Raw genomic sequence first — 9,924 nt, forward strand, 5'->3', positions numbered from 1 at the left:
TTAGCCCTCGACCTTCAGCATGTAGTAAGCCTTGTTGATCATCCCGCGGTTCTCGGGAGTATCCTGGACTTCTACAGTGTGACCGATGCGACGCAGACCCAGGCCTTTAACACACAGTTTGTGGTTAGGCAGACGGCCCGAGACGCTCTTGATCAGCGTTACTTTTACGGTTGCCATGATCAGAAGATCTCCTCGACGCTCTTGCCGCGCTTGGCAGCAATGGATTCAGGAGATTGCATGGCTTTCAGACCCTTGAAGGTGGCGTAAACCACGTTCACTGGGTTGGTCGAACCGTAGCACTTGGCCAGAACGTTCTGAACACCAGCAACTTCCAGGACAGCACGCATTGCGCCGCCGGCGATGATACCAGTACCTTCCGAAGCAGGCTGCATGTAAACCTTCGAGGCGCCATGGGCAGCCTTGGTGGCGTACTGCAGGGTGGTGCCCTTCAGGTCAACCTGGATCATGTTGCGACGAGCAGCTTCCATGGCTTTCTGGATCGCGGCTGGTACTTCGCGCGATTTGCCACGGCCGAAGCCGACACGACCTTTACCATCACCAACCACGGTCAACGCGGTGAAGGTGAAGATACGGCCGCCTTTTACGGTTTTGGCAACGCGGTTAACTTGAACCAGCTTCTCGATGTAGCCTTCGTCGCGCTTTTGATCGTTATTTGCCATAACTTAGAACTCCAGCCCGCCTTCACGAGCAGCATCAGCCAGCGCTTTGACGCGGCCATGGTACTTGAAGCCGGAACGGTCAAAGGCAACTTGAGATACACCGGCGGCTTTCGCGCGCTCAGCTACCAGCTTGCCAACCTTAGTGGCCGCGTCGATGTTGCCAGTGGCGCCATCACGCAGGTCTTTGTCCAAGGTCGAGGCGCTTGCCAGAACCTTGCTGCCGTCGGCCGAAATGACCTGGGCGTAGATGTGCTGCGAGGAGCGGAACACGCACAGGCGCACGACTTCGAGTTCGTGCATCTTCAGACGTGCTTTGCGAGCGCGACGCAGTCGAATAACTTTTTTGTCGGTCATTTACTAGGCCCTACTTCTTCTTGGCTTCTTTACGACGGACTACTTCGTCCGCGTAACGCACACCTTTGCCTTTGTACGGCTCTGGCGGACGGAAGTCGCGGATTTCAGCGGCCACCTGACCTACCAGCTGCTTGTCGATACCCTTGATCAGGATGTCGGTCTGGCTAGGGGTTTCAGCGGTGATACCGGCTGGCAGTTCGTAGTCCACTGGGTGAGAGAAGCCCAGGGCCAGGTTCAGGACGGTGCCTTTAGCCTGTGCCTTGTAACCAACACCGACCAGCTGGAGCTTACGCTCGAAGCCTTGGCTTACGCCTTGGACCATGTTGTTGACCAGAGCACGGGTGGTACCGGCCATGGCACGAGCTTGCTGGTCACCATTGCGAGCAACAAAACGCAGCTCACCAGACTCTTCGGTAACTTCAACAGACGAGTGAACGTTCAGTTCGAGAGTGCCTTTGGCACCCTTCACCGAAAGCTGCTGGCCTGCGAATTTTACTTCGACGCCGGATGGCAGCTTAACGGGGTTCTTAGCGACGCGAGACATGTCTATCCCCCCTTAGAACACTGTGCACAGAACTTCGCCGCCGACACCGGCAGCGCGCGCAGCGCGATCAGTCATCACACCTTTGTTGGTGGAGACAATAGACACGCCCAGACCGCCACGAACTTTCGGCAGGTCGGTAACGGCCTTGTACTGGCGCAGGCCTGGACGGCTGGTGCGCTTCAGTTCTTCGATGACCGGACGGCCTTCGAAGTACTTCAGTTCGATCGACAGGGACGGCTTGGCTTCACCAGTAACCTGGTAGCCAGCAATGTAACCTTCGTCCTTCAGAACTTTGGCAACCGCGACCTTCAGGGTAGAAGAAGGCATGCTTACGACGGACTTTTCAGCCATCTGGGCATTACGGATGCGAGTTAGCATGTCCGCTAACGGGTCCTGCATACTCATGGGCTAGATGCTCCTGATACAAGAATTATTAGCCTTGCGGCTATGACAACCACCTGAGCGGAACGGGTGAAAAACCCAGGCTCAGGTGAGCCGGTCATTCTAGACACAAGGCAGAAACGAAACAAGCCCCATGTAGGGGCTTGTTTCTTGGCGAGGTCACCGACGGTCGGAAGATTGCTCCCCTTCCGTCGGGATCACACCTGCAGCGATTACCAGGAGGCCTTGACCAGACCTGGTACGTCACCGCGCATTGCAGCTTGACGCAGCATGTTACGGCCCAGGCCGAACTTACGGTATACACCGTGAGGACGACCGGTCAGGCGGCAACGGTTGCGCAGACGCGAAGCGCTAGCGTCACGTGGCTGCTTCTGCAGAGCGACAACGGCAGCGAAACGCTCTTCTGGAGAGGCGTTAACGTTGACGATGGTCGCTTTCAGCTCAGCACGCTTCTTAGCGAACTTGGCTACCGTCAGCTGACGCTTCAGCTCACGGTTCTTCATGCTCTTCTTGGCCATTTTCCTACTCCAATCAGTTGCGGAACGGGAACTTGAAAGCACGCAGCAGGGCGCGGCCTTCGTCGTCCGAACGAGCAGTGGTGGTCAGGGTGATGTCCAAACCGCGCAGAGCATCGATCTTGTCGTAATCGATTTCCGGGAAGATGATCTGCTCTTTCACGCCCATGCTGTAGTTGCCACGGCCATCGAAGGACTTGGCATTCAGGCCGCGGAAGTCGCGAACCCGAGGCAGGGAGATCGCCAGCAGGCGGTCCAGGAATTCGTACATCTTGTCGCTACGCAGGGTCACCTTGACGCCGATCGGCCAGCCTTCGCGGACTTTGAAGCCAGCGATGGATTTGCGAGCGAAAGTCACGACCGGCTTTTGACCGGTGATCTTTTCCAGGTCGGCAACTGCGTGCTCGATGACTTTCTTGTCGCCGATCGCTTCGCCCAGACCCATGTTCAGGGTGATTTTGGTAACGCGCGGAACTTCCATCACGTTCGACAGCTTAAGTTCTTCCTTAAGCTTAGGAGCGATTTCGTTCCGGTAAATCTCTTTCAGTCGTGCCATGGTCTTCTACCTAGCAGTGTTCAAGCATCAACCGCTTTTTGGGTCGACTTGAAGACACGAATTTTCTTACCGTCTTCTACTTTGAAACCAACGCGGTCAGCCTTGTTGGTTTCGCCGTTGAAGATGGCAACGTTGGAAGCGTGCAGAGGCGCTTCTTTCTCGACGATACCGCCCTGAACGCCCGCCATCGGGTTAGGCTTGGTATGACGCTTGACCAGGTTCACGCCACCGATAACCAGACGGTCATCAGCCAGAACCTTCAGCACCTTACCGCGCTTACCTTTGTCTTTGCCGGCGATCACGATGATCTCGTCGTCACGACGAATCTTTTGCATGTCGGATCTCCTTACAGCACTTCAGGGGCGAGCGAGACGATCTTCATGAACTTCTCAGTACGAAGTTCACGGGTCACTGGCCCGAAGATGCGAGTGCCGATCGGCTCTTGCTTGTTGTTCAGCAGAACAGCAGCGTTGCCGTCGAAACGAATGATGGAACCGTCAGCGCGACGTACACCGTGACGGGTACGGACGACAACAGCGGTCATCACCTGGCCTTTTTTGACCTTACCGCGCGGAATTGCTTCCTTGACGGTTACTTTGATGATGTCACCGATGCCGGCGTAACGGCGGTGCGAGCCGCCGAGCACCTTGATGCACATGACGCGACGAGCGCCGCTGTTATCGGCCACATCGAGCATGGATTGAGTCTGAATCATAAAATTTCTCCGACCCCTAGCCCTTAGACTTCAACAGCGCGTTCGAGGACTTCAACCAGTGCCCAGGACTTGGTCTTGGCCAGCGGACGGGTTTCACGGATGGAAACCTTGTCGCCGATTTTGCACTGGTTGGATTCGTCGTGCGCGTGCAGCTTAGTCGAACGCTTAACGTATTTACCGTAGATCGGGTGCTTTACGCGACGCTCGATCAGAACGGTGATGGTCTTGTCCATTTTGTCGCTGACGACACGGCCAGTCAGCGTACGGACGGTTTTTTCAGCTTCAGCCATGATCACTTACCTGCCTGCTGGTTAAGCACAGTTTTCACGCGAGCGATGTCACGCTTAACTTGCGAGAGCAGGTGCGACTGCCCCAACTGGCCAGTTGCTTTCTGCATACGCAGATTGAACTGGTCGCGCAGCAAGCCGAGCAGTTGCTCATTCAGTTGCTGTGCAGATTTTTCACGAAGTTCATTCGCTTTCATCACATCACCGTCCGCTTAACAAAGGAGGTGGCGAGAGGCAGCTTTGCAGCAGCCAGGGCGAAAGCTTCGCGCGCCAGCTCTTCAGAAACACCCTCGATCTCGTACAGGACTTTGCCTGGCTGGATCTGGGCAACCCAGTATTCCACGGAGCCCTTACCTTTACCCATACGAACCTCGAGAGGTTTCTTGGAGATCGGCTTGTCCGGGAACACACGGATCCAGATCTTGCCGCCACGCTTAACGTGACGGGTCAGCGCACGACGTGCGGACTCGATCTGGCGAGCGGTGAGGCGACCGCGAGCAACAGCTTTCAGGGCGAATTCGCCGAAGCTGACTTTGCTACCGCGCAGTGCCAGACCACGGTTGTGGCCAGTCATCTGCTTGCGGAATTTTGTACGCTTTGGTTGCAACATTTGGCGTACCCCTTACTTAGCAGCTTTTTTACGAGGCGCTGGTGCTTGTGGTTTCAGTTCTTCTTGGCGACCACCAATAACTTCGCCTTTGAAGATCCAAACCTTCACACCGATCACACCGTAAGTGGTGTGAGCTTCGTAGGTGTTGTAGTCGATATCGGCACGCAGGGTGTGCAGAGGCACACGACCTTCGCGATACCACTCGGTACGAGCAATCTCAGCACCGCCGAGACGACCGCTCACCTGGATCTTGATGCCCTTGGCACCAATACGCATGGCGTTCTGTACGGCGCGCTTCATGGCGCGACGGAACATTACGCGGCGTTCCAGCTGCTGAGCTACGCTCTGCGCAACCAGCATAGCGTCGAGTTCCGGCTTGCGGATCTCTTCGATGTTGATGTGCACAGGCACACCCATCTGCTTGGTCAGGTCCTGACGCAGCTTCTCGACATCTTCACCTTTCTTCCCGATAACGATACCTGGACGAGCGGTGTGGATGGTGATGCGTGCAGTTTGAGCCGGACGATGAATATCGATACGGCTTACGGACGCGCTTTTTAGTTTGTCTTGGAGGTACTCACGCGTTTTCAGATCCTTCAACAGGTAATCTGCGTAAGTAGCACCGTCTGCGTACCAGACGGAGGTGTGCTCCTTGACGATTCCCAGGCGAATGCCAGTGGGATGTACTTTCTGACCCATCTGATCGACTCCGTTACTTGTCCGCAACCTTGACAGTGATATGGCAAGACCGCTTGACGATGCGATCAGCACGGCCTTTGGCACGTGGCATGATGCGCTTCAGCGAACGCCCTTCGTTGACGAAGACGGTGGAGACCTTCAGGTCATCAACGTCTGCGCCTTCGTTGTGTTCGGCGTTGGCTACGGCCGACTCGAGGACTTTCTTCATGATTTCAGCGGCTTTTTTGCTGCTGAAGGCCAACAGGTTGAGCGCTTCGCCCACCTTCTTCCCGCGGATCTGGTCGGCGACCAAGCGGGCTTTCTGGGCGGAGATGCGAGCGCCCGACAACTTAGCGGCTACTTCCATTTCCTTACCCCTTAACGCTTGGCTTTCTTGTCAGCCACGTGCCCGCGATAGGTGCGGGTACCGGCGAACTCGCCCAGTTTGTGGCCGACCATGTCTTCGTTCACGAGAACTGGAACATGCTGGCGACCGTTGTGAACCGCGATGGTCAGACCGACCATTTGTGGCAGGATCATCGAGCGACGCGACCAGGTTTTAACTGGCTTGCGATCGTTCTTCTCCACCGCCACTTCGACCTTCTTCAACAGGTGAAGATCGATAAAAGGACCTTTTTTCAGAGAACGTGGCACTGTCGTATCCCTCTAGTTACTTGCGACGACGGACGATCATGTTGTCGGTACGCTTATTACCACGGGTTTTAGCACCCTTGGTTGGGAAGCCCCATGGCGATACCGGATGACGACCACCGGAGGTACGACCTTCACCACCACCATGCGGGTGGTCAACCGGGTTCATGGCAACACCACGAACGGTTGGGCGAACGCCGCGCCAGCGTTTGGCACCAGCATTACCCAGCGATCGCAGGCTGTGCTCGGAGTTCGAGACTTCGCCCAGGGTCGCACGGCACTCAGCCAGTACTTTACGCATCTCACCGGAACGCAGACGCAGAGTCACGTATACGCCGTCACGAGCGATCAGCTGAGCCGAAGCACCAGCGGAACGAGCGATCTGAGCACCTTTACCCGGCTTCAGTTCGACGCCGTGAATGGTGCTACCTACTGGGATGTTGCGCAGCTGCAGGGAGTTACCGGCCTTGATTGGGGCCAGGGCACCTGCGATCAGCTGGTCGCCAGCGCTCACGCCTTTAGGGGCGATGATGTAGCGACGCTCACCGTCTGCGTAGCACAGCAGGGCGATGTGAGCAGTACGGTTTGGATCGTATTCGATACGCTCGACAGTGGCTGGAATGCCATCTTTGTCGTTGCGACGGAAGTCGACCAGACGGTAATGCTGCTTATGACCACCACCAACGTGACGAGTGGTAATGCGGCCATTGTTGTTACGACCACCAGACTTCGATTTCTTCTCGAGCAGCGGTGCGTGAGGAGCGCCTTTGTGCAGCTCCTTGTTGACCACCTTGACCACGAAACGGCGGCCAGGGGAAGTCGGTTTGCATTTAACGATTGCCATGATGCACCCCTTCCTTACTCAGCACTGCTGCTGAAATCGAGATCTTGGCCTGGCTGAAGGGAGACGATCGCCTTCTTCCAGTCATTACGCTTGCCCAGACCACGTGCGGTACGCTTGGTTTTACCCAGAACGTTAACAGTCGACACGTTTTCAACTTTTACGTTGAACAGGCCTTCGACAGCTTTCTTGATTTCCAGCTTGGTTGCATCGGTAGCAACCTTGAATACGAACTGGCCTTTTTTCTCAGCCAGAACGGTAGCCTTCTCGGAAACGTGCGGGCCAAGGAGGACTTTAAATACGCGTTCCTGGTTCATCCCAGCAGCTCCTCGAATTTCTTCACGGCCGAGACAGTGATCAACACTTTCTCGTATGCGATCAGACTGACCGGGTCGGAACCCTGTACGTCACGTACATCGACGTGCGGCAGGTTGCGAGCAGCCAGGTACAGGTTCTGATCAACAGCGTCGGAAACGATCAGTACATCGCTCAGACCCATGCCGTTCAGCTTGTTCAACAGATCTTTGGTTTTCGGCGCTTCAACAGCGAAGTCCTGAACCACGACCAGACGGTCGCTACGCACCAGCTCGGCGAGGATGGAGCGCAGGGCTGCGCGATACATCTTCTTGTTGAGCTTCTGCGAGTGATCTTGAGGGCGAGCTGCGAAGGTTACACCACCGCCACGCCAGATCGGGCCACGAGTGGTACCAGCACGAGCACGGCCAGTACCCTTCTGACGCCATGGGCGCTTACCGCCACCAGCCACGTCGGAACGGGTCTTTTGCTGCTTGGTGCCCTGACGGCCGCCGGCCATGTAGGCCACGACTGCTTGGTGAACCAGCGTCTCGTTGAATTCGCCACCGAAAGTCAGTTCGGAAACTTCGATCGCCTGAGCGTCATTTACATTGAGTTGCATGTCAGTTTCCCCTTAACCGCGAGCCTTGACAGCTGGACGTACAACCACGTCGCCGCCAGTAGCGCCAGGAACGGCACCCTTGACCAGCAGCAGGTTGCGCTCAGCGTCTACGCGAACTACTTCCAGGGACTGAACAGTCACGCGCTCGGCGCCCATGTGACCGGACATTTTCTTGCCCTTGAACACACGACCAGGAGTCTGGCACTGGCCGATGGAACCAGGAACACGGTGCGACACGGAGTTACCGTGGGTGTTGTCCTGACCACGGAAGTTCCAGCGCTTGATGGTACCGGCGAAGCCTTTACCTTTGGACTGACCAGTAACGTCTACCAGCTGGCCTGCAGTGAAGAGTTCAGCTTTGATCAGATCGCCAGCCTGGAAATCGCCTTCTTCAAGACGGAACTCCCAAACACCGCGACCAGCGGCAACGTTAGCCTTGGCGAAGTGGCCTGCCTGAGCGGCAGTCACACGCGAAGCACGACGCTCGCCGACAGTGACTTGCACTGCACGGTAGCCATCGGTTTCTTCAGTTTTGAACTGGGTGACACGATTCGGCTCGATCTCAATGACCGTGACCGGAATGGAGACACCTTCTTCGGTGAAAATGCGGGTCATACCGCACTTGCGACCGATTACACCAATAGTCATGTTGTAAACCTCATGAGTGTACGGGGCTTTCACCCGCTATGGCCGCCCATTTCAGAGCGTTACACGACTAGACCGAAGTCTTAGCCGAGGCTGATCTGTACTTCCACACCTGCCGCCAGATCAAGCTTCATCAGCGCGTCAACGGTTTTATCCGTTGGCTGGACGATGTCCAGAACACGCTTATGAGTGCGAATCTCGTACTGGTCACGCGCGTCTTTGTTGACGTGCGGGGAGACCAGAACGGTGAAACGCTCTTTGCGGGTAGGCAGTGGAATTGGACCACGCACTTGTGCACCAGTACGTTTCGCGGTTTCCACGATTTCCTGGGTGGATTGGTCGATCAGGCGATGGTCGAAAGCCTTCAACCTGATACGGATTTGCTGATTTTGCATTGGATTTCAGACTCCAGGCTGTTCCCAACGGACGCACTACGCCCGCTAAAAGGAGGCGTGATTCTATAGACGCCCCAATTTAGTGTCAACCCAATAAAAAAAGCCCCCGCTGAGCGGAGGCTTTTTTCAATCGGTCGAGTGATTACTCGATGATTTTGGCTACAACGCCGGCGCCGACGGTACGACCGCCTTCACGGATAGCGAAGCGCAGACCGTCTTCCATTGCGATGGTCTTGATCAGGGTAACAGTCATCTGAATGTTGTCACCTGGCATTACCATTTCAACGCCTTCCGGCAGTTCGCAGTTACCGGTCACGTCAGTGGTACGGAAGTAGAACTGAGGACGGTAGCCTTTGAAGAACGGAGTGTGACGACCGCCTTCTTCCTTCGACAGAACGTAGACTTCTGCGGTGAACTTGGTGTGCGGCTTGACCGAACCTGGCTTGACCAGAACCTGGCCACGCTCAACGTCGTCACGCTTGGTACCACGCAGCAGAACGCCGCAGTTCTCGCCAGCACGGCCTTCGTCCAGCAGCTTGCGGAACATCTCAACACCGGTGCAGGTGGTGGTGGTGGTGTCACGCAGACCAACGATTTCCAGCGGATCCTGAACGCGGACGATACCACGCTCGATACGGCCGGTAACAACGGTACCACGACCCGAGATCGAGAATACGTCTTCGATCGGCATCAGGAACGGCTTGTCGATAGCGCGCTCTGGCTCTGGGATGTAGCTGTCCAGGGTTTCAACCAGACGCTTGACAGCGGTGGTGCCCATTTCGTTGTCGTCTTTGCCTTCCAGCGCCATACGAGCCGAACCGATGATGATCGGAGTGTCGTCGCCTGGGAAGTCGTAGGTGGACAGCAGGTCGCGAACTTCCATCTCGACCAGTTCCAGCAGCTCAGCGTCGTCTACCAGGTCAGCCTTGTTCAGGAAGACCACGATGTACGGAACGCCAACCTGACGGGACAGCAGGATGTGCTCACGGGTTTGTGGCATCGGACCATCGGCGGCCGAGCAAACCAGGATCGCGCCGTCCATCTGGGCAGCACCGGTGATCATGTTCTTCACGTAGTCAGCGTGACCTGGGCAGTCAACGTGAGCGTAGTGACGAATGTTCGAGTTGTACTCGAC

Annotated in this window: 21 protein-coding genes; all 21 read right to left on the reverse strand. The window is 56.1% G+C overall.

Annotated features, from left to right (window positions below; genetic code table 11):
• On the reverse strand, window positions 1-177 hold the full coding sequence (gene rpmD / locus ACFY9W_RS13895; RefSeq protein WP_003255463.1) for a 50S ribosomal protein L30: 177 nt from the start codon (window positions 175-177) through the stop codon (window positions 1-3).
• Window positions 178-179: 2 nt separating this feature from the next.
• Window positions 180-680, reverse strand: coding sequence for a 30S ribosomal protein S5 (gene rpsE / locus ACFY9W_RS13900; RefSeq protein WP_003255465.1), 501 nt, complete (start codon window positions 678-680; stop codon window positions 180-182).
• Window positions 681-683: 3 nt separating this feature from the next.
• Window positions 684-1,034: a 50S ribosomal protein L18 gene (rplR, locus tag ACFY9W_RS13905; protein WP_003255467.1), complete on the reverse strand. Its 351-nt coding sequence runs from the start codon at window positions 1,032-1,034 to the stop codon at window positions 684-686.
• A gap of 10 nt (window positions 1,035-1,044) precedes the next feature.
• Window positions 1,045-1,578, reverse strand: a complete 534-nt coding sequence (gene rplF / locus ACFY9W_RS13910) for a 50S ribosomal protein L6 (protein WP_003255469.1) — start codon at window positions 1,576-1,578, stop codon at window positions 1,045-1,047.
• Window positions 1,579-1,590: 12 nt separating this feature from the next.
• Window positions 1,591-1,983 (reverse strand): 30S ribosomal protein S8, encoded by a 393-nt coding sequence (gene rpsH / locus ACFY9W_RS13915; protein ID WP_391131129.1) that lies wholly within the window; start codon window positions 1,981-1,983, stop codon window positions 1,591-1,593.
• 209 nt (window positions 1,984-2,192) lie between these two features.
• Window positions 2,193-2,498 carry a 30S ribosomal protein S14 gene (gene rpsN, locus ACFY9W_RS13920; RefSeq protein ID WP_009681970.1) on the reverse strand — a complete coding sequence of 102 codons (306 nt, stop codon included), beginning with the start codon at window positions 2,496-2,498 and terminating at the stop codon, window positions 2,193-2,195.
• Window positions 2,499-2,511: 13 nt separating this feature from the next.
• A complete protein-coding gene (gene rplE, locus ACFY9W_RS13925; protein WP_003255474.1) occupies window positions 2,512-3,051 on the reverse strand; it encodes a 50S ribosomal protein L5 in 540 nt (179 codons plus the stop codon).
• Window positions 3,052-3,071: 20 nt separating this feature from the next.
• Window positions 3,072-3,386 (reverse strand): 50S ribosomal protein L24, encoded by a 315-nt coding sequence (gene rplX, locus ACFY9W_RS13930; protein ID WP_003255476.1) that lies wholly within the window; start codon window positions 3,384-3,386, stop codon window positions 3,072-3,074.
• A gap of 11 nt (window positions 3,387-3,397) precedes the next feature.
• Window positions 3,398-3,766, reverse strand: coding sequence for a 50S ribosomal protein L14 (gene rplN / locus ACFY9W_RS13935; protein ID WP_002555479.1), 369 nt, complete (start codon window positions 3,764-3,766; stop codon window positions 3,398-3,400).
• 23 nt (window positions 3,767-3,789) lie between these two features.
• Entirely contained in the window at window positions 3,790-4,056 is a 267-nt protein-coding gene (rpsQ, locus tag ACFY9W_RS13940; protein ID WP_008089812.1) for a 30S ribosomal protein S17, read from the reverse strand.
• Window positions 4,057-4,058: 2 nt separating this feature from the next.
• Window positions 4,059-4,250: a 50S ribosomal protein L29 gene (gene rpmC, locus ACFY9W_RS13945; RefSeq protein ID WP_002555481.1), complete on the reverse strand. Its 192-nt coding sequence runs from the start codon at window positions 4,248-4,250 to the stop codon at window positions 4,059-4,061.
• Window positions 4,250-4,663 carry a 50S ribosomal protein L16 gene (rplP, locus tag ACFY9W_RS13950; RefSeq protein ID WP_003255479.1) on the reverse strand — a complete coding sequence of 138 codons (414 nt, stop codon included), beginning with the start codon at window positions 4,661-4,663 and terminating at the stop codon, window positions 4,250-4,252. Before rplP ends, rpmC begins: the two co-directional genes overlap by 1 nt.
• Before the next feature lie 12 nt (window positions 4,664-4,675).
• The gene (rpsC, locus tag ACFY9W_RS13955; protein ID WP_003255481.1) at window positions 4,676-5,362 is read right to left on the reverse strand and encodes a 30S ribosomal protein S3; all 687 of its coding nucleotides are present in this window, start codon (window positions 5,360-5,362) and stop codon (window positions 4,676-4,678) included.
• Between the two features lie 13 nt (window positions 5,363-5,375).
• Window positions 5,376-5,708, reverse strand: a complete 333-nt coding sequence (gene rplV / locus ACFY9W_RS13960) for a 50S ribosomal protein L22 (protein WP_003103908.1) — start codon at window positions 5,706-5,708, stop codon at window positions 5,376-5,378.
• An 11-nt stretch (window positions 5,709-5,719) separates the two neighbouring features.
• Window positions 5,720-5,995: a 30S ribosomal protein S19 gene (rpsS, locus tag ACFY9W_RS13965; protein ID WP_003255482.1), complete on the reverse strand. Its 276-nt coding sequence runs from the start codon at window positions 5,993-5,995 to the stop codon at window positions 5,720-5,722.
• A 16-nt stretch (window positions 5,996-6,011) separates the two neighbouring features.
• Window positions 6,012-6,836: a 50S ribosomal protein L2 gene (rplB, locus tag ACFY9W_RS13970; protein ID WP_391131137.1), complete on the reverse strand. Its 825-nt coding sequence runs from the start codon at window positions 6,834-6,836 to the stop codon at window positions 6,012-6,014.
• 14 nt (window positions 6,837-6,850) lie between these two features.
• A complete protein-coding gene (gene rplW / locus ACFY9W_RS13975; protein WP_003255484.1) occupies window positions 6,851-7,150 on the reverse strand; it encodes a 50S ribosomal protein L23 in 300 nt (99 codons plus the stop codon).
• Window positions 7,147-7,749 (reverse strand): 50S ribosomal protein L4, encoded by a 603-nt coding sequence (rplD, locus tag ACFY9W_RS13980; protein WP_003255485.1) that lies wholly within the window; start codon window positions 7,747-7,749, stop codon window positions 7,147-7,149. Before rplD ends, rplW begins: the two co-directional genes overlap by 4 nt.
• A gap of 12 nt (window positions 7,750-7,761) precedes the next feature.
• Entirely contained in the window at window positions 7,762-8,397 is a 636-nt protein-coding gene (gene rplC, locus ACFY9W_RS13985; protein WP_003257089.1) for a 50S ribosomal protein L3, read from the reverse strand.
• An 80-nt stretch (window positions 8,398-8,477) separates the two neighbouring features.
• On the reverse strand, window positions 8,478-8,789 hold the full coding sequence (rpsJ, locus tag ACFY9W_RS13990) for a 30S ribosomal protein S10 (RefSeq protein WP_003186070.1): 312 nt from the start codon (window positions 8,787-8,789) through the stop codon (window positions 8,478-8,480).
• A gap of 142 nt (window positions 8,790-8,931) precedes the next feature.
• The coding region (gene tuf / locus ACFY9W_RS13995) for an elongation factor Tu (RefSeq protein WP_391131142.1) at window positions 8,932-9,924 on the reverse strand (993 nt) is incomplete at its 5' end.

It is taken from the genome of Pseudomonas sp. NPDC008258 (assembly GCF_042956345.1).
Lineage (GTDB): Bacteria > Pseudomonadota > Gammaproteobacteria > Pseudomonadales > Pseudomonadaceae > Aquipseudomonas.

Excerpts from the sequence above, each read along its gene's own strand:
- rpmD (WP_003255463.1), bottom strand. The coding sequence starts at position 177 with ATGGCAACCGTAAAAGTAACGCTGATCAAGAGCGTCTCGGGCCGTCTG.
- rpsE (WP_003255465.1), bottom strand. The coding sequence starts at position 680 with ATGGCAAATAACGATCAAAAGCGCGACGAAGGCTACATCGAGAAGCTG.
- rplR (WP_003255467.1), bottom strand. The coding sequence starts at position 1,034 with ATGACCGACAAAAAAGTTATTCGACTGCGTCGCGCTCGCAAAGCACGT.
- rplF (WP_003255469.1), bottom strand. The coding sequence starts at position 1,578 with ATGTCTCGCGTCGCTAAGAACCCCGTTAAGCTGCCATCCGGCGTCGAA.
- rpsH (WP_391131129.1), bottom strand. The coding sequence starts at position 1,983 with ATGAGTATGCAGGACCCGTTAGCGGACATGCTAACTCGCATCCGTAAT.
- rpsN (WP_009681970.1), bottom strand. The coding sequence starts at position 2,498 with ATGGCCAAGAAGAGCATGAAGAACCGTGAGCTGAAGCGTCAGCTGACG.
- rplE (WP_003255474.1), bottom strand. The coding sequence starts at position 3,051 with ATGGCACGACTGAAAGAGATTTACCGGAACGAAATCGCTCCTAAGCTT.
- rplX (WP_003255476.1), bottom strand. The coding sequence starts at position 3,386 with ATGCAAAAGATTCGTCGTGACGACGAGATCATCGTGATCGCCGGCAAA.
- rplN (WP_002555479.1), bottom strand. The coding sequence starts at position 3,766 with ATGATTCAGACTCAATCCATGCTCGATGTGGCCGATAACAGCGGCGCT.
- rpsQ (WP_008089812.1), bottom strand. The coding sequence starts at position 4,056 with ATGGCTGAAGCTGAAAAAACCGTCCGTACGCTGACTGGCCGTGTCGTC.
- rpmC (WP_002555481.1), bottom strand. The coding sequence starts at position 4,250 with ATGAAAGCGAATGAACTTCGTGAAAAATCTGCACAGCAACTGAATGAG.
- rplP (WP_003255479.1), bottom strand. The coding sequence starts at position 4,663 with ATGTTGCAACCAAAGCGTACAAAATTCCGCAAGCAGATGACTGGCCAC.
- rpsC (WP_003255481.1), bottom strand. The coding sequence starts at position 5,362 with ATGGGTCAGAAAGTACATCCCACTGGCATTCGCCTGGGAATCGTCAAG.
- rplV (WP_003103908.1), bottom strand. The coding sequence starts at position 5,708 with ATGGAAGTAGCCGCTAAGTTGTCGGGCGCTCGCATCTCCGCCCAGAAA.
- rplB (WP_391131137.1), bottom strand. The coding sequence starts at position 6,836 with ATGGCAATCGTTAAATGCAAACCGACTTCCCCTGGCCGCCGTTTCGTG.
- rplW (WP_003255484.1), bottom strand. The coding sequence starts at position 7,150 with ATGAACCAGGAACGCGTATTTAAAGTCCTCCTTGGCCCGCACGTTTCC.
- rplD (WP_003255485.1), bottom strand. The coding sequence starts at position 7,749 with ATGCAACTCAATGTAAATGACGCTCAGGCGATCGAAGTTTCCGAACTG.
- rplC (WP_003257089.1), bottom strand. The coding sequence starts at position 8,397 with ATGACTATTGGTGTAATCGGTCGCAAGTGCGGTATGACCCGCATTTTC.
- rpsJ (WP_003186070.1), bottom strand. The coding sequence starts at position 8,789 with ATGCAAAATCAGCAAATCCGTATCAGGTTGAAGGCTTTCGACCATCGC.